We start from the raw sequence: 16731 nt of genomic DNA, 5'->3' as shown, positions 1-16731 counted from the left end.
CCGACGTTGAAGTCGCGGTCCGCGACGAGGAACAGTCCGGAGACGAGCGACCCGATGACGTCCTGACTCGCCGCGCCGACGACGAGCGAGACGGCGGCGATGACGATAGACGCGTCGGTCAACACGTCGCCGAACCCGGCGGCGACGACGCCGGCGACGGTCGCCACGCCCACCACGAACAGGTGCGCGTACGTCTCGGTCGCCGTCTCGATAGTCGGGTTGTTCCGGTTCCGCGCGCGGACGACCCGGCTCACCGTCGGCACGACGAGCAGTCGGCCGACGGCGTACACTAGGGCCGCCACGACGACGAAGCCGAGCGTACGGACGGCGACGTCTTCGACGCCGGTGAACTCGGTCGGTAACCCCGGCGGCAGTTGGGCGAACACGGAGCGCGTCATGACTCTCGTGCCGTGACGCGAGCGTAAAAACCTGTCAGACTGGTGTCGGAGGTGCGCGGGCGTCGGGAAGAGCCTCCGACACGAGACGTAGAAAACGGTGCCGACTACGTCAACTGGACGTCGTCGAGGTCCCAGTGCCGGCGCGCTAGCTCGCGCGCGGTCCGGATGTTCTTCCCGGCCGTCCCGATGGCGACGCCGCGGTCTTCCGAGTCGACTTCGACGTAGGCCACGCGGTCGTTCTGCTCCGAGACCGTGACGTGTGTGACGACGGCCGGTGCCAGCGCGTTCGCGACGAACGCCTCCGGCGTGTCGGCGTCCTCGACCAGCGTCACCTCGCGGCCGAGTTTCTCCTCGACCCGCTGGACGCGCTTGCCTCCCGGTCCGATGGCCTGTCCCATCTCGCCGGCCGCGACGAGGAACGTGACGCGGCCGTCGTCGTGGACGAGACAGTCGCGTGCGGTCGCACCGGTCACGTCCTCGAAGAGGGCGATGTACTGGCGGGCCGTGTCCGAGAGGGTGACGCGCATCGCTGTCTCGACTCCCGGTCAGTCGTCCGACGGCTCGGGACTGGCCGTCGCGTCGGTCTCGGGCGTCTCGACGTCGGCGTCGATCGAGCCCATCCGGAGGTTGACGTCCCCCGTCCCGATAGCGACCGGCTTGCCGACGATGACGTTCTCGATGACGCCGTTGAGGTCGTCCATCTCGCCGTGGATGGCGGCGTCGAGGAGGTGGTTGACCGTCACCTCGAACGCCGCGCGGGCGAGGACGGAGTCTTTCGACCCCGAGATGCCGTGCCGACCGATGGACTCGATGGTCCCGCGGTTGGTCATGATGTCCGCGACGAGCATCAGGTGGCGGACGTTCACGTCGTCGAGCCCCTGTTCTTCCAGCGTCTCCATCGTCTCGTTGATGATGGCCTCGCGGGCGGCCTCGACGCCGAGTTGGCGGTACACCTCGTGGATGTTGTTCGACGTCGAGCGGGTGCCGTCGACGCCCTCGATGCTGAGGACGTCGCCGAAGGCCGACCCCTCGGTGTAGAGGACGAACTCCTCACCGTCGTCGTCGCTGTCACCGCCGTCGGTCTTCTCACGGCGGATGACCACGCGGGACACCTCCTCGATGCCCTTGAAGACGATGTCGCGTAGCTCCTCGACGAGTTGCAGCAGCTGACGGTACGAGGGCTGCTTCGGGCCGAACTCGATGACTGTCCCCATGCGAGTGGTCTCGACGCCGAGCGCGTCCTCGATCTCGTCGGCAATCTCCTGAGCGACGGTCCCGACGTCGTCCGCCGTCGGCCACCGCTCGCGCAGGGTGTCATCGTTGAGGTCGATGTTGACGAGCATGTCCGCCACGTTCGTCGAGACGTCGCCCAACGCGAGTATCTTCGTCGCCTCGATCTGCCAGACGACCTCGTGAGCGACGTCCCGCTCGTCGTACTCCGGATCGTCGACCTCTTCGATGCGTTCCTCGATGTGGTCGGGGTCGAGGTAGACCGTCATCATCGGGGTGTCGGGCGTCTTCCGTGCGTCCACCAGCTCGATGAGGCGGGGGAGTCCCTGCGTCACGTCGATCTCGGCGACGCCCGCGTAGTGGAACGTGTTCATCGTCATCTGCGTCCCCGGCTCGCCGATGGACTGCGCCGAGACGGTCCCGACGGGGTCGAGCGGGTCCACGCGGGTGTCGAGGTACTGCGTCTCCGCCGCGCGAGCGATCTCGTCCGCCTGCTCGACGGTCACGCCCTCCCGGCGCTCGATGACCTCGTACACCTGCGTCTTCAGTCGGCGCGGGAGTTCGGTGTCCTCGACGACAACCTCGATGTCTTCGGTGACGTACTCGTACTCACCGACCGGGTCGACGTCGTCAGTCATCCGACTCCACCTCCAGACCCTGTGCCTTGTCGAGTCCTGGCCCCGCGTACTCCGAGAGGTTCGTCGGCGGCTCCGAGTCACCGAGGAAACGTTCCTTCTCCTCGTCGGAGGCGAACTCGGCCTCGATGACGCGGTCGGCGATGTTCTCGATGTCGATGCTGTGTTCCTCCTTCGAGGAGACCTTCACGGGCGAGGTGCCGTCCTCGCCGAACTCGAACTGGACAACAGTTCCGGAGGTGTCCCGGACGGAGCCGTCGTACTGTGCCTCCAACTCGGACAGGGCGTTGATGAGCCGGCGCTGGAGGTAGCCGGACTTCGAGGTCCGGACTGCCGTGTCGACCAGCCCCTCGCGGCCGCCCATCGCGTGGAAGAAGAACTCCCGCGGGGTGAGCCCCGCACGGTAGGAGTTCTCGACGAAGCCGTGGGCGTCGGCGGAGAGGTCGTCCTTCTGATAGTGGCTCAGCGTGCGGTCCTCGTAGCCGCGGTTGATTCGCTCGCCGCGGACCGCCTGCTGGCCGACACAGCCGGCCATCTGCGTGAGGTTCAGCATCGACCCACGGGCGCCCGAGCGGGCCATGATGACGGCGGGGTTGTCGTCCTCGAAGTGGTCCTCGGCGATTTCACCGGCGGAGTCACGCGCCTTGCCGAGCCGCTGCATGATTTTCATCTCCAGCGTCTCGTCGACAGTCCGGCCGGGCAGGGATTCGAGTTCGCCCTGCTCGTACACCTCGATGAGCTCTTGGATCTGCTCGTAGGCGGACTCGATGGCCTCGTCGACCAGCTGGTTCGCCGTCTCCGGGATGGACTCGTCGTCGATGCCGATGGAGAACCCGAAGTGCATGATGGCGCGCATCGCCAGCGCCGCCACCTCGTTGATGAACACGCGGGCGCGCGTCTTCGAGTACACCTTGGTGATGGTGTCGACGACTTCGCCCCCGAACGCGCCGACGGCGTCCTCGTCGATGGTCCCCTCGACGAGCTGGCCGTCCGCGATGACGACCGTCCCGCCGGCCGACGACTCGAACTCGAGGTTCAGGTCGTCGGGCAGCAGTTCGGAGAAGAGCTGTCGCCCCGTCCAGTAGGGGCCGTCCTCGTCTTCGCCCTCGGGTTCGGGTAGTTCGTCGATGCTCGTCGCCCGCAGGAGGTCGAGCGCCTGCGTCTCCGAGAACTGGGGGTTCTCGTGGGTGAGCAGGTACGTCCCCGAGATGTGGTCCTGGATGGCACCGATGATGTTCTCGCCGAACCGGGGCGAGAGGATCTGCTCTTGGACGCGCATCAGGACGCGCGCCTCCGCACGCGCCTCCTCGTTCTGCAGCGCGTGCATGTTCATCTCGTCACCGTCGAAGTCGGCGTTGTACGGCGGACACACCGTCGTGTTCAGCCGGAACGTCTTGTACGGCATCACGACCACCTCGTGGGCCATGATGGACATTCGGTGCAGCGACGGCTGGCGGTTGAAGATGACGATGTCACCGTCGATGAGGTGCCGATTCACTTCCCAGCCGAGTTCGACCTTCTCCGCGAGTTCCTCGCAGTTCTTCTCGGTCACCTTCAGCCGGCGACCGTCCGGCCGGCGGACGTAGTTGGCGCCGGGGTGCCCCTCGGGGCCGTTACGGACGAACTGCCGGGCGTTCTCGATGTTTCGCTCGGTGACGTTCATCGTCTGGGTCATCTCCCGTGCGACCCGTGCGGGGACGCCTACTTCGTTCAGCGAGAGGGTCGGATCGGGCGAGATGACGGTCCGGGCGGAGAAGTTCACGCGCTTCCCCGAGAGGGAGCCACGGAAGCGTCCCTCCTTGCCCTTCAGCCGCTGACTGAGCGTCTTCAGTGGTCGGCCGGAACGGTGTCGTGCCGGTGGGGTGCCCGAAATCTCGTTGTCGATGAACGTGGTGACGTGGTACTGCAGCAGTTCCCAGAGGTCCTCGATGATCAGTTGCGGGGCACCCGCCTCGCGATTCTCCATGAACCGCTGGTTGATGCGGATGATGTCGACCAGCTTGTGCGTGAGGTCGTCCTCGCTCCGCTGGCCGTTGTCCAGCGTGATGGAGGGACGGGCGGTGACCGGCGGGACCGGCAGGACGGTCAGGATCATCCACTCGGGGCGCGCACGGTCCGCGTCGATGCCGAGTACCGCGATGTCCTCGTTCGGGATGTCCTCGAACCAGTCGCGGATGTCCGAGGGCATCAGCTTGTTCATGTCCTCCTCGGTGAGGTCGACGCTCAGCGCCTTCTCGATCTTCTTTCGGTCCTCGGACTTCGGGCGGAACGTCCCCGAGAGAATCTCGTTGACCCGGTCGAGCGGGATGCCCGTCTCGTCGGCGAGTTCCTGGGGGGCGACGCCCCTGTCGTCCTCGTCGTCGGGGTCCGGCTGCATCGCCTGGGCGATGCGCTCGGAGTAGTCCGACGCGAGCACGTCCTGGACCTCGTAGTACGTCGTCGGTTTCTCGTGTTTGATGTCGTGCTGTGGGGCGCTGCAGTCGGGGTGCGGACAGCGCTTCGCCTTCCGCGCCTGCCGAACCGCGGCCTTCAGCGCGTCGTTCGGGTCCTCGCCGAGCTCTCTCGCTCGTTCGAGCTGCTGGCGGTACTCCTCGCGCTCTTCTTCGACGAGCGCCAGTCGGCCGCACTCGCGGCAGGTCGACCGGAGCAGGCGACGGATGAGCTTCGTGAACCCGACGTGGATGACGGGAGCGGCGAGCTCGATGTGCCCGAAGTGGCCGTTGCACGACCCCGAGTGCTGCCCGCAGGTCCGACACTGCAGGCCGGGGTCGATGACGCCCAGTCGGGGGTCCATCAGCCCCATGTCGATGGGGTAGCCGTCGTCGTCGTAGGTGTCCGCCGTGATGACCTTCGTGGCGGACATGTCGCGGTACGTCTCGGGGTCCATCAGCCCGAAGTGGATGCCGCCGAGTTCCTTGGGTGTCTGCATTGACATGTGTGGTGTGGGTGTGTGGGTGGAGGGTCAGACTGCGTCTTCGAGTTCGAGTCGCGGCCGGATGCCGAGCGCGACCATCTCGTCGAGGAGGAGTTTGAACGCGTAGCTCACCTCGATCTCGTGGATGTTGTCCTCGTCGCCCGTGATGGGGTCGTAGATGCGGCGCTGGTCGACGTCCTCGACGGCGACCATCCCGGTGTCGGCGGAGATGTAGACGTCTTCCCTGTCGGAGGAGTCGAGCAGGCGTTCCTTGAGCGCCATCGCCGCCCCGTGACCGATGAGTACCTCGCGCTCCATCTCGCCGACGCGGAGCCCACCCTCGCGGGCGCGGCCCTCCGTCGGCTGTCGCGTCAGGACCTGCACCGGGCCGCGCGAGCGCGCGTGGAGCTTGTTCGACACCATGTGGTACAGCTTGTGGTAGAAGATGGTGCCGACGAAGATTTCGGCCTCGATCTTCTCGCCGGTGACGCCTGAGTACATCACCTCTTTGCCCGACGACTTGAAGCCGTGCTCCTCCAGCGCGCTGCGGAGTTCGTCCTCGTTCTCGCCCTGGAACGCGGTCCCGTCGACGCGGCGTCCCTCGAGCGCACCGACCTTGCCGCCGAGCATCTCCAGCACGTGCCCGACCGTCATCCGCGACGGGAGCGCGTGGGGGTTCAGGACGAGGTCAGGGACGACCCCGTCCTCGGTGAACGGCATGTCCTCCTGCGGGGCGAGGTGACCGACGACCCCTTTCTGACCGTGACGGGACGCGAACTTGTCGCCGAGTTCCGGGATGCGCTGGTCCCGGACGCTCACCTTTGCGAGCTTCGAGCCGTCCTCACCTTCCATCAGCGTCACGGTGTCGACGACGCCGGACTCGCCAGAGCGCATCGTCACCGACGTCTCGCGCCGCTTCTGCGGGCTCAGGCCGCCCATGTCGTCCGGTTCCTCGAGGAAGCGCGGGGGTGAGGTCTTCCCGAGCAAGACGGAGTTCTCGTCGACGACCGTCTCGGGGTTGACGAGGCCGTCCTCGTCAAGGTGGGTGTAGGCGTCCTCGCCGCGCGCGCCGCGGACGTCCTGAGAGGGAATCTCGAAGCGGTCCTCCTGCCCGCCAGGGTAGCGGCGCTCCTCGCCCTCGTAGGTGCGGAAGAAGTGCGAGCGGGCGAGGCCGCGTTCGACCGACCCCTTGTTCATGACGAGCGCGTCCTCGATGTTGAACCCCTCGTAGCTCATGACTGCCACGCAGAAGTTCTGCGCCGCGGGGCGCTCGTCGAAGCCGATCTGTTCGGTGGTCTGAGTCTTGACCATCGCCAGCTGGGGGTAGTGCAGGAGGTGCTGGCGCGTGTCGGGCCGGATGCGGTAGTTCGCCGCCGGTAGCCCGAGCGACTGCTTCATCATCCCCGCGCCCATCGTGATGCGCGGCGAGGCGTTGTGCTCAGGGTACGGAATCATCCCGGCGCCGATGCCGAAGATGAGCTGCGGGTCGATTTCGAGGTGGGTCGTGTTCTGCTTCTCGGGGTCGTCGGGGTAGTACTCGATGTCCTCCTCGTCGACGGCGACCAGGATGTCCTCCTCCTCCTCGGCGTCGATGAACTCGATGAGGCCGCGGTCGACCAGGTCGTCGAACGAGATGTCGCCGTTCTCGACCGCCTCGATGTGCTCGTCGTCGAGGAGCGGTTCGCCCTGTTCGACGACGATGAGCGGCCGGCGTGCGCGGCCCGCGTCGGCGTTGATGATGACCTCGCGGGTCCGGTCCTTCACCGAGACGTTGACCATCTGGGAGACGTCTCCCCGTCGTCGTGCTTCACGGATCTGTTCTGCGAGCTCGTGGGGGTCCTCGTGGGTCCCGACCAGGCTCCCGTTGACGTATACTTTCGCTTCTCGTGCTTGCGCCATCAGTCTTAGTCTTAGATTAGTCGTCCGCAGGTGTCGTCTCGACGCCCTCGAGTCCGGGCATGCCCTGTACGCCCATGTGCGCCAGCTCTCGCTTGAGCGCCCGCTCGTCCTCGACGTTCTGTGACAGCTCCATCGCCTGTGCGAAGTTCTTCACCAGGCCACAGTTCGGTCCCTCCGGGGTCTCGGAGGGACAGATGCGACCCCACTGGGTCGCGTGGAGGTCCCGCGCCTCGAAGTGCGGCTGTGAGCGTGACAGCGGCGAGCGCAGTCTCCGGAGGTGCGACAGGACGCCCATGTAGTCCGTCCGATCGACGAGTTGTGAGACACCGGAGCGTCCCCCGACCCAGTTCCCGGTGGCGATGGGGTGCTCGAGGCGCTCGGTCAGCACGTCCGACCGGACGACGGTGTTGACCGTGAGGTTCCGGTTGCGCATGTTCGCCCGTTCGAGCTGGTACTTCACGTCGCGTGCGAGCTTGTTCAGCGCCGTCCGGAACAGGTCACGCATCAGGTCGCCCGACACCTTGAGCCGCTTGTTCGCGTAGTGGTCCTTGTCGTCGGACTCGCGCCGGCCGAGCGCGAGTTCGAAACACGCCTCGGCCATCCGGCAGAGGTAGTACGACTTGTTGATGCGTACCTCCTCCTCCTCGACGCCCTCCTCGTGGAGGTGGGGGAGCAGGTAGCGGTCGATGACGTAGTTGGCGCGTTTCAGCTGGTAGTTCTTCCCCTGGCCGCCAGCGACGCGCTTGCCGAGCGCCTCGATGGCCTGCTCTTCGGTCTGGACCGGCGCCTCCTCCAGGTTCTCCAGCATGAACTTCACGATTTCGGGGTCGTCCGAGACGCGGTGGACGATCTCCTCGTCCGACTCCAGGCCGAGGGCACGGACGAGCGTGACGAAGTTCACGGAGCCCGAGACCGAGGGGAACGACACCTCGAGCAGGCCCTCGCGGTTCCGCTCACAGAGGACGAGTGCCCGGTAGCCCCGGCGCTGGGAGAACGTCTTCGCGACCTGGATCTCGTCGCCGTACTTGGTGTCGTACTCGGCGAGAATCTTGTTCGGCGCGAGGTCCTCGCTGGTCATGAGGACGCGCTCGGAGCCGTTGACGATGAAGTAGCCGCCGGGGTCGACGGGGTCCTCGCCGATTTCGACGAGGTCCGCGTCCGAGAGTTCGGAGATGTTGCACTTGCGCGAGCCGACCATGATGGGCATCCGGCCCACCTTCGTCTCGGTGGAGTCGAGGACGACCTCCTCTTCCTCCTCGCCGCCGCGGACGATGGACATCTCCATGAACACCGGCGCGGCGTAGGTGATGTTGCGGAGGCGGGCCTCCTGTGGGAACAGCAGCTCCTCGCTCCCGTCGGCCTCTCTCACTCTGGGTGTCTCGACGCGGATGTCACCGAGTTCGACCCACACCGGCTCCTCGCCCTCCTTGTCGCCGATGTCGGTCTCGATGGTCTCCTTCTCGTCGACGACCTCCTGCATCCCACGCTGGAGGAAGTTGTTGAACGAGCGGAAGTGGTGTTCTGCGAGCCGTTCCTGCGAGAAGTACTCTCGGGAGATCGTGCGTCGTGACTGTCGATTCATTCGATCACCAATCGGTAGACGACCGCCGTGTCTGTCGTTCGCGAGTCGCGGACGATCTTGACGACGTCGCCGGCCTCGGCCTCGTCGGGCAGCGCCGGGTCGGACGTGCGGATCTTCGGCAGGTTCACCCGCTCGACGTCGTACTCAGCCATCATCTCCTCGATTTCGGGTTCGTCGAGGATAGTGTGCTCCGGAACTAGGGTGTGTTCGCTTACGTTGACCATGGATGTCGGGGTGGATGGGAAGAAGCTCTCACGAGATACTACAGTTGGATTCAGGGGCCAGCCATTTAACCCTTGTCAACCGCTGCGGGTAGCACCGCTCTCCGACCACGAGCGGGCTGGTAGCTACACACACGCAAACTGGAGATAAATGCCTTACGGAGGGTCCGACGGTATCGTCTCACACGCCGTGGTGAGATGGGAAGCCTTATTTACGAAACCCGGATACTGATGAGTGCGTAGTGCCCGGATGGTGTAGTGGCCCATCATACGACCCTGTCACGGTCGTGACGCGGGTTCAAATCCCGCTCCGGGCGCTCTCGTCTCGACTTTCGCGGACTGGCAAGCCCGGATGGTGTAGTGGCCCATCATACGACCCTGTCACGGTCGTGACGCGGGTTCAAATCCCGCTCCGGGCGTCCTTTTGCGACGAACTACTCGACGAGTGGCCGCTGTGCGTGTCGCTCGCCACCCGTGAGTCGCACAGACGCGACGAAGGGATTTGAACCAGGGAGTGGAGCGAACGAAGTGAGCGGAACGACCGTGGTTCAAATCCCGCTCCGGGCGTCTTTCCGTCGCTGTCCGGTCGCTCGCCCTCGCGCGCTACCATCGCTGCCGACCCCCACAACCTTTCTCCCCCTGCCTCGAACCCCGCCCCGTCCGATGCCTCCGCCCCAGGAAGGCGACGTCCACGTCGTCGAACGCACGTTCACCGCCGACGACGTCGAGGAGTTCGCCGCCGTCTCGCGCGACACGCAGGCCATCCACACCGAGCGCGACCCCCCGATGGTGCACGGCCTCCTGACGGCGACGCTCTCGACGGAAGTCGGCGGTGACCTCGCGGTCCTCGCCCGGACGATGACGTTCGACTTCCTCGCCCCCGTCTACGCCGGCGACACCGTCCGCTGTGAGTGGACGACGGAACGCGTGGACGCCCGTCCCGACCGGTACGACCTGACGGCGAGCGTCGAGTGCCGCCGGACTGCGAGTCGGCGTGCGGACGCCGAACAGACGGTGGTCCTCCGAGGGGAGGTGACGGGACTCGTGTGGCGGTCGGACCGGGGCGGGTCGGACTAGAGGAGCGCCCGGGTCACACCGCCGCCCAGCGCCACGCCCCCGAGCGCGGCGACGAGCGTCCCGAGCGCGTAACGGGCCGCGACGCGCTGGTCGCCCGCCTGTGCGTACTCGACGACGCCGACGGCGAACGAGGAGAACGTCGTGAACGCGCCGCAGAAACCGGTCCCGAAGACGAGCAGGAGCGCGCCGTCGACGGGTGCGGCGACGAGTGCGCCGAGCGCGACGCTCCCGAGGACGTTCACCGCGAACACCCCCCGGGGACCACCGAGCAGGGTGTCGACGCCGAACCGCGTCAGTGCCCCGAGCGTCCCACCCACACCGACCAGGAGTGCGGTCGCGAGCGACGGGTCCGGCGTCACCGCCGTCGCCCCCAGGCGACGCCGAGGGTAGCCGCGGCGATACCGAACGCGTAGTTCGCGCCGACGTTTGCGAGGCCCAGCGACGGGGCGACGGTGGCCGTCTCGACGGCGAACGTGCTGTAGGTGGTGAACGAGGAGAGCAGTCCCGTCCCCACGAGCACTCTGAGTCGGTGGCTGGTGACGGCCGTGACCAGCACGCCGAGCGCGAAGCTCCCGAGGACGTTCACGACGAGCGTCCCCAGTTCGCCCGGCACGACCACTCCGACCGACCAGCGGAGGACGGCACCGACGAACCCGCCGAGGCTCACGTACAGCGGGTCGGTTCGTCTCATGCCTGTCCGAACCCGTCGCCCTCACTCCTCGCTTTCGGTTCGGCTCGACCGGTCGCCGCGGCCATCGCACTCGCTCGCGGACTCGCCCCTCCGTGTGCCGTCTCGCGCTCGCGTACACGGACGACGTGGACCGACTCCGTGCGGTCGTCGACGACGAGCGCCTCACCCCGCTCGGTCGGGAGTCGTTCTCGAAGCGTGCCGTCGACGTACGTCGCTTCGCACGCTCGGAGTGCCACCACGTCCGCCTCCGACGTGAGCCGGTGAGCGACGACGAGGTCGGCCTGCGAGGCTGCCACGGGTGGGAGCGCACCGGGGCGCTGGGTCGCACAGACGAGGCTGACACCGGGTGCTCGACCGCGGGTGAGAAGCGTCTCCAGTGCCGCACCGGCCACACCGTCGAATGCGACGTGGGCCTCGTCGACGAACAGCCACGGGAGGCAGTCGAGCCTCCCGTCGAGACGCGCGTCGTACAGTGCCCGCGCGACGGCGTACGTCACCGCGTCGCGCGCGCCCGGCGACTGCTCCGCACAGTCGAGGACCGTCACAGGGGCCGCGACGAGCGCGTCGGCGTCCAGCCCCGTCGGCGAGAACACCTCCCACGACCGTGCCAGTTCGAGGTGGTTCGTCGCCGCCCGTCTCGCTCCCGCTTCGGCCGTCGCCGCTTCGAGGTGCGTACACATCCCGTCGAGTGTGTCCGCGGCGGCCGCGGCCTGCCAGACGAGCGCACCCGGTGGACTCACCGGGTCGAGCCCGACGAGTTCGGGCCACGACCGCGGCGGAACGGCCGACGCCCGGACCGTCGGCCCCGCGACGACACGACCCCACGCACCGAGTCCACCCAGGGGACCGAGCGGGTCGACGACTACCGGAGCGACGGCCGACGCCCGCGCACACTCCTCGGCGAGGACGCCCAGCGTGTACGACTTGCCGGAGCCTCGCTTGCCGACCACGAGCGCCGCGTGCGGTCGGTCGAGGTCGACGCCGACCGCCGCCCCCTCGCTCCCGTCACGGGCGCGATACCGACCGAGCGACCCGACCGGTCCGTCCGACGCTCCCATCCGTCCGAGCACGTGCATGGTCCCGAACTGGCCCCGTCCCCCTACGTAAACACTGGTCCGAGGGTTCAAATACGGTGCCGGGGCCACCGGGCGGTATGTCACCGCACGACCGGAGCGACCCCGACTCGCCGTTCACTCCCTCACTCTCGGCCGCCCTCGCGCGCTCGCCCTTCTGCCGGGACGAACGCGCCATCGAGGGCCTCCCCGTCAGACTGGTCGTCGCACTCGTCGTCGGCGTCGCGAGCCTCAGTCTGATGCTGAACATGCTCTCCGGGGCCGAGGGGCTCGCCGTCGCGGAACTGGACGTCCGGCCCGAAGAGGACGTCGTCACCCCCGGCTCACACGAACTCGACCTCGTCGTGGTCGACTCCGACGGCGACCCGGTTCCCGGTGCGACGGTCGTCGTCAAGAGCGGTAGCGCCTCCCTGGCCGACGGGGTCGTCACCGCGGAGACGGGCGACGGGGGCGTCGCGAGCGTCTCCATCGCACCGTCGCTCCTCGCTCACCAGCAGGACGGGACCGTCGTTGTCGACATCAAACCCCCGGCGGGGAGTCGGTACGTCGACCGCCGCGGCAACACCGAGATTCTCGTCGTTCGGGGAGAGTAGGGCGTGCTCACGGACCGAGACGTCAGAGGTGTTCGTCCCAGTCGATCCACTCCTGCTCCCAGCCGGTGGGGGCGAAGTAGCCCTGTCTGGCGAACTCGGCGTCCTCGCGGTCGGTCCGGTTGCGGCGAGCGCCGTGCTGTTCGCCGTCGACCAGGAGCGGCCGGAACCGCACGCCCCCGAACTCCGCGACCACCTCGCCCTCGTCCCCGTCGTCCGCGACGGCGACGAGCGTCTGCTCTCGCCCGCCGCCGCCGAGCGGCATCACCAGGCGCCCGTCCGTGGCGAGCTGTCGGAGGAGCCGTCTCGGCGGGCTGACCGCACCGGCCTCGACGAGAATCCGGTCGTAGGGAGCGTACTCGGGGAGGCCGTCGGCCCCGTCGCGGCAGTCGACGAGGACGCCGCCGTACCCCGCCCGGTCGAGGTTGCGGCGCGCCTCGTAGACGAGCGGTCTGGCGATGTCGACGGCGTGGACCTGACGGTCACCGACGAGTTCGGCCAGCACGGCAGCCGTGTAGCCGACGCCGACGCCCACGACGAGGACCGCGTGTTCGGAATCGACAGAGAGCGCCGAGACCAGTCGCGCGGCGAGCCCCGGCGCGAGGACGCGCGTCCCCTCGAACTCCGAGGGGCGGTTGTCGTACGGGCGGTCCTCGACGAACTCGTGGCGCGGGACGGTCCGCATGGCCTGAGAGACGGTCTCGTCGAGCGACGCGCGCTGCTCGATGCCGTCGACCATGTCGTCCCGAACCACCGCGATATCCATATTTCCGTCTCGGCCCCCGACCCTAATCAACGCCACGCTCGCAACGGGCGACGACCGCTCGATAGTCGGTCCCGGGGACGTCGCGGACGTCGCCGTCGACGAACCCAGCCGCCGCGAGCCACGTCGTGACCGCCTCTCCGGTGTACGCGTCCCCTCGGCCCTGTGCGAGCCGCTCGACGGCGACTCGGTGCGCTGCGGGTGAGACACCCCTGAGCGGTTCGAGCACGACGACCACGCCTCCCTCCCCGAGCACGTCGTACACCGCGTCGAGCAGCGCCCGATTCGTCTCCGGTGGATGGCGCTGGAGGACGCCCGCCAGGAGCGCGAGGTCGGCGTCGGCTACCGGTACGTTCGTGACCGAGTTGGCTGCGACGGCCTCGACGCCACGTTCCCCGAGCATCGGTCCGACGACGTCGAGCACCGTTCCGGCCTCGACGAGCGTCGCCGCGTAGCCGCGTCGCGCGAACTCGGTGGCGTACACCCCCGACGCGCCGCGCACGTCGACGACTCGCTCCGCGTCGGGCGCCGCGTGGACCGCCGCGGTCACGCCCGCCCGAACCGTCGCCACGTCCCTCGCGGCGTGCGCACCGAGACGGTGGCGAAGCCGCCGGTCGTCCGCGGATTCGTCCCCCTCCATGGCGGCGTCGTCGCCGATTCGGGCCAGCGCGTCCATCTCGTCGAGGGCGTACGGCGTCGCCCCGACGGAGCGGACGTCGCGCGTCGCGAGGAAGCCCAGCGCCCGGTTGGTCACCTCGTACTCGTCGCCCATCGGGTGGAGGTAGCCGTACTCGGCGAGGAGCCGGACGACACGGCCGGTGGTCTCGCGGTTGAGGTCCGTCGCCTCGGTCACCTCGTCGACGGTGCCGGCGTCGGTCGTCAGTGCGTCGAGGACGCCGGTTCGACGCGCGACCCACAGCAGTAGCAGTTCCTCGTGGTCGGGTCCAGAGCCGTCTCGGGTGGGCATACGCGGACTCCGTGCCAGCGGGTGAAAACTCCCCGTTCGGGACCCCGGAGCGGTCGCTACCCGTCAGCGTCGCCCTGCATCGACACGAACCGGACGCCGCCGTGGGTCGTTCGTTCGACCCCCTCCTCCTCCCTGGGTGTGAGTACCACGAGCGTCTGGCGTCCCGTCCCTTCGGGCGAGACCACCCGCCCGCCGACGCGGACCTGGTCGACGATCATCCCGGGGACGGTTCGCGGCGCGCAGGTGAGGTACGCGCGGTCGTACGGGGCGTGCTCGGGCCACCCGTGGCGGCCGTCTCCCTCTCTGACGTGGACGTCGTAGCCGAGTCGGTCGAGTCGCGCTCGCGCCTCGGCGGCGAGTTCGGCGTCGTACTCGACGCTGTAGACGTTCTCCGGGCCGACCACCTCGCTCGTCACGGCTGCGTGGTAGCCACAGCCGGTGCCGATTTCGAGGACCCGGTCCCCCGGGGCGAGGTCGAGGAGGTCCGTCATCACGGCGACCATGTGCGGCGCGCTGATGGTCTGGCCGTTCCCGATGGAGAGTGGGCGGTCCGCGTACGCCTCGCGCCGACTGCCTTCGGGGACGAACTCGTGACGCGGCACCGCCCGGAGCGCACGCTCGGTCGACTCGCGCTCGACGTAGCCACGCTCGACGAGACGGTCGACCAGTCCGTGCCGGGCCGCCGCCGGGGTCTCACCGTCACGCACCATACCGACTGTTTGGTGCCCGGTCGTGTTACAAGTTGTCGTGAGGCGCTCACCCGTACTGCTCCGCGTGCCGGTCACAGAACTCGGGGGGACGCAGCTGCGCGCCGACCACGCCCGGCTGTCTGTGTGGGTTCGCGAGGCGACACGACTCGACGTCGCAGAACGGCTCGCCCGTCTCGACGTAGTCGACGGCCTGGAGGACGTACCCCTTCAGCGCCTCCGTCGTTCGGGGGTCGTCGGCGACGAGGAACTCGCCGTCGACGGCCGACTCCAGTACCTCGCGCGGCGGCGCGTCACCCGTCACCAGCGCGCGTTCCTGCTTCGCCCGGTAGTACGCCTCGGGCTTCGCCGGCGCCTCGTACAGCCCCGGCACCGACACGAGCGCGGGCTGACCGAGCACGCTGACGCGCTTGTGCCAGCGGCCGTCGTGGTCGCCCCACGTCGCCAGCATCCGGTCCGTGAGGACGACGTGGAGCGTCGACAGCGACGACTCCCCGCGCGGGAGGCGGGCGTTGAGTGCGTCCTGGACCGCGACGCCGTCGTACAGGACGCCGCCAGCCCGGTCGGGGTCGTCGAGCGCCCGATCCTCGTACCGGACGGCGCCGAGCATCGTCGTCCCGGTGTCTCGTTCGTAAGGGGAGTGCACGCGGGCGGTGGCGAACGCCTCGGCGAGGTCCGCGTCGGCGTGACGGTCGAGGAACCGGCCGCGGACGCCGACCGCCGCGTCGACCCGGCCGCGGAGCCACGTCGCTAGCTCCGTCGCGTCCGCGACGGTCGTGGGGGCGCGATAGAGTACGACGGTGTCGACCATCCCTCTTCGACTCCTCCCCGCACCGCGTCAGTCGTCCGCGGGCGTCCGCGTCGTCATCTCCACGTCGCGCGCGTCGACGTCGAGTTCGTCGATGGCGACCTGTGCGGCGCGCTTGCCCGAGAGGAGCATCGCGCCGAACGTCGGCCCCATCCGCGGCAGGCCGTACGTCGTCGCCACGGCCATGCCGGTGGCGACGAGGCCCTCGTGGACCAGGCCGGTGTGTTCGACGACGGCGTCCTCGCTCTCGCCCACCCACATCGAGTCGTGGCCGGGGGAGTCGTGGCCGGGTGCGCCGTACTGCCCCTCCTCGGTCTGGTCCATCCCGGTGTTGTGCTCGGCGGCGTGTGAGAGGCCGGGCGCGTCGAGGACGCCGCGTTCCTGCAGTTTCGAGACGGCCACCGCGTCGTGGCCCGTCGCGTCGATTACCAGACTGCCCTCGACGGCGATGGGGTCGACGCAGGTGATCTCGCGCGGGAGCGCGTGCACCGGCGTCCAGTTCATCACGATGCCGCCGACGCGGTGGTCCTCGCGGACGACGATGTCGGTGAACTCCGTCATGTTCTGCATCTTCGCGCCGGCGTCGCAGGCGGCCTTGATGAGTCCGGAGCACGCCTCCGGCCCGTTGGCGACGTACAACCCCTCCGTGTCCCGAGCGCGCTTGTAGTCGACGTCGAGGCCGTCGAGGACCGACTGCGCCGGGTCGCGGACGGTGACCTTGTTCATCAGGAAGCCGCCGAGCCAGAACCCCCCGCCGAGGTAGTTGTTCTTCTCGACGACCATCGTCTTCACGCCCCGTTCGGACAGTTCCTTCGCCGCCATCAGTCCCGACGGCCCCCCGCCGACGACGATGACGTCGCTGTCGGAGAAGTCCATGAACTCCTCCGTCCACTCTTGCCCGATGGCGCGGGTGACCTGTGCTTCGCCGACGTCGCTGAACGTCCGGTCGTTCGAGCTCATGTGCGATTACTAGGTTGTATGATGCAGTGGTAAAACGCTTGGGGAGACGACCTACTGTCAGTCGATTCGCCCGATGCTGGCGACTGAAAGGACTGTACGCGCGAATCTGCGAGTGTGACCGACGTCCCGTCGACTGGGTGAGAAACAGACGAACGACAGCCGCGTCGACGCCCTTCGACGCCGTTACCAGGCGGACCAGGCCGCAGTCGTCGTGTC

General features: G+C 68.2%; 16 protein-coding genes, 2 tRNA genes and 1 pseudogene. 4 read left to right on the top strand and 15 right to left on the bottom strand.

Translation table 11 applies throughout. The annotated features are described in order from the left end of the window. From ACESK5_RS15585 to ACESK5_RS15555, 7 genes and pseudogenes are all read right to left on the bottom strand, one after another. Nucleotides 1-398 (bottom strand): annotated as a pseudogene (locus tag ACESK5_RS15585) (mechanosensitive ion channel family protein); the annotation flags it as partial. A gap of 104 nt (nt 399-502) precedes the next feature. Next, nucleotides 503-925, bottom strand: a complete 423-nt coding sequence (locus ACESK5_RS15580) for a NusA-like transcription termination signal-binding factor (RefSeq protein WP_372912500.1) — start codon at nt 923-925, stop codon at nt 503-505. 18 nt (nt 926-943) lie between these two features. Beyond that, the gene (rpoA2, locus tag ACESK5_RS15575) at nt 944-2266 is read right to left on the bottom strand and encodes a DNA-directed RNA polymerase subunit A'' (protein WP_372912499.1); all 1323 of its coding nucleotides are present in this window, start codon (nt 2264-2266) and stop codon (nt 944-946) included. Then, the gene (locus ACESK5_RS15570; protein WP_372912501.1) at nt 2259-5192 is read right to left on the bottom strand and encodes a DNA-directed RNA polymerase subunit A'; all 2934 of its coding nucleotides are present in this window, start codon (nt 5190-5192) and stop codon (nt 2259-2261) included. Before ACESK5_RS15570 ends, rpoA2 begins: the two co-directional genes overlap by 8 nt. 33 nt (nt 5193-5225) lie before the next feature. Beyond that, complete coding sequence (gene rpoB, locus ACESK5_RS15565; RefSeq protein ID WP_372912498.1) at nt 5226-7076, bottom strand: DNA-directed RNA polymerase subunit B; 1851 nt, start codon at nt 7074-7076, stop codon at nt 5226-5228. 16 nt (nt 7077-7092) lie between these two features. Continuing rightward, nucleotides 7093-8658 carry a DNA-directed RNA polymerase subunit B'' gene (locus ACESK5_RS15560; protein WP_372912497.1) on the bottom strand — a complete coding sequence of 522 codons (1566 nt, stop codon included), beginning with the start codon at nt 8656-8658 and terminating at the stop codon, nt 7093-7095. Continuing rightward, a complete protein-coding gene (locus ACESK5_RS15555) occupies nt 8655-8882 on the bottom strand; it encodes a DNA-directed RNA polymerase subunit H (protein ID WP_372912496.1) in 228 nt (75 codons plus the stop codon). The genes ACESK5_RS15560 and ACESK5_RS15555 overlap by 4 nt, the downstream gene beginning before the upstream one ends. Nucleotides 8883-9123: 241 nt before the next feature. Between ACESK5_RS15555 and ACESK5_RS15550 the strand changes: the two genes are divergently transcribed. The 3 genes from ACESK5_RS15550 to ACESK5_RS15540 all read left to right on the top strand — a co-directional run bounded on the left by ACESK5_RS15550 (nt 9124) and on the right by ACESK5_RS15540 (nt 9956). Then, nucleotides 9124-9196: transfer RNA gene (locus ACESK5_RS15550), tRNA-Asp, on the top strand. A gap of 29 nt (nt 9197-9225) precedes the next feature. Then, nucleotides 9226-9298, top strand: a tRNA-Asp gene (locus ACESK5_RS15545). A 244-nt stretch (nt 9299-9542) separates the two neighbouring features. Then, nucleotides 9543-9956 (top strand): MaoC/PaaZ C-terminal domain-containing protein, encoded by a 414-nt coding sequence (locus tag ACESK5_RS15540; protein ID WP_372912495.1) that lies wholly within the window; start codon nt 9543-9545, stop codon nt 9954-9956. Here the strand turns inward: ACESK5_RS15540 and ACESK5_RS15535 are convergent. The 3 genes from ACESK5_RS15535 to ACESK5_RS15525 are packed head-to-tail and all read right to left on the bottom strand — an operon-like array spanning nt 9953 to nt 11723. Beyond that, nucleotides 9953-10315 carry a CrcB family protein gene (locus ACESK5_RS15535; RefSeq protein ID WP_372912494.1) on the bottom strand — a complete coding sequence of 121 codons (363 nt, stop codon included), beginning with the start codon at nt 10313-10315 and terminating at the stop codon, nt 9953-9955. The genes ACESK5_RS15540 and ACESK5_RS15535 overlap by 4 nt on opposite strands. Beyond that, complete coding sequence (locus ACESK5_RS15530) at nt 10312-10647, bottom strand: CrcB family protein (protein WP_372912493.1); 336 nt, start codon at nt 10645-10647, stop codon at nt 10312-10314. Before ACESK5_RS15530 ends, ACESK5_RS15535 begins: the two co-directional genes overlap by 4 nt. Then, nucleotides 10644-11723 carry an ATP-binding protein gene (locus tag ACESK5_RS15525; protein WP_372912492.1) on the bottom strand — a complete coding sequence of 360 codons (1080 nt, stop codon included), beginning with the start codon at nt 11721-11723 and terminating at the stop codon, nt 10644-10646. Before ACESK5_RS15525 ends, ACESK5_RS15530 begins: the two co-directional genes overlap by 4 nt. A 77-nt stretch (nt 11724-11800) precedes the next feature. Here ACESK5_RS15525 and ACESK5_RS15520 point away from each other — a divergent pair, with 77 nt between their 5' ends. Further along, a complete protein-coding gene (locus tag ACESK5_RS15520) occupies nt 11801-12313 on the top strand; it encodes a carboxypeptidase-like regulatory domain-containing protein (RefSeq protein WP_372912491.1) in 513 nt (170 codons plus the stop codon). A gap of 22 nt (nt 12314-12335) precedes the next feature. On the opposite strand, the gene ACESK5_RS15515 is transcribed toward ACESK5_RS15520, so the two are convergent. The 5 genes from ACESK5_RS15515 to ACESK5_RS15495 are packed head-to-tail and all read right to left on the bottom strand — an operon-like array spanning nt 12336 to nt 16515. Further along, nucleotides 12336-13076 (bottom strand): protein-L-isoaspartate O-methyltransferase, encoded by a 741-nt coding sequence (locus ACESK5_RS15515; protein ID WP_372912490.1) that lies wholly within the window; start codon nt 13074-13076, stop codon nt 12336-12338. A gap of 22 nt (nt 13077-13098) precedes the next feature. Beyond that, nucleotides 13099-14040 (bottom strand): methyltransferase, encoded by a 942-nt coding sequence (locus ACESK5_RS15510; protein WP_372912489.1) that lies wholly within the window; start codon nt 14038-14040, stop codon nt 13099-13101. A gap of 56 nt (nt 14041-14096) precedes the next feature. Next, on the bottom strand, nt 14097-14750 hold the full coding sequence (locus ACESK5_RS15505) for a protein-L-isoaspartate(D-aspartate) O-methyltransferase (protein WP_372912488.1): 654 nt from the start codon (nt 14748-14750) through the stop codon (nt 14097-14099). Nucleotides 14751-14796: 46 nt separating this feature from the next. After that, the gene (locus ACESK5_RS15500) at nt 14797-15558 is read right to left on the bottom strand and encodes a DUF6775 family putative metallopeptidase (RefSeq protein WP_372912487.1); all 762 of its coding nucleotides are present in this window, start codon (nt 15556-15558) and stop codon (nt 14797-14799) included. A gap of 27 nt (nt 15559-15585) precedes the next feature. Then, nucleotides 15586-16515, bottom strand: a complete 930-nt coding sequence (locus ACESK5_RS15495) for a sulfide-dependent adenosine diphosphate thiazole synthase (protein WP_372912486.1) — start codon at nt 16513-16515, stop codon at nt 15586-15588. Nucleotides 16516-16731: the final 216 nt, after the last annotated feature.

Origin of the sequence: Salinigranum sp., from assembly GCF_041641895.1 — an archaeon.
Taxonomy (GTDB): Archaea; Halobacteriota; Halobacteria; order Halobacteriales; family Haloferacaceae; genus Salinigranum.
The sequence above is the reverse complement of the archived record's forward strand: the minus strand, read 5'-3'. Positions and strand labels throughout refer to the sequence as shown.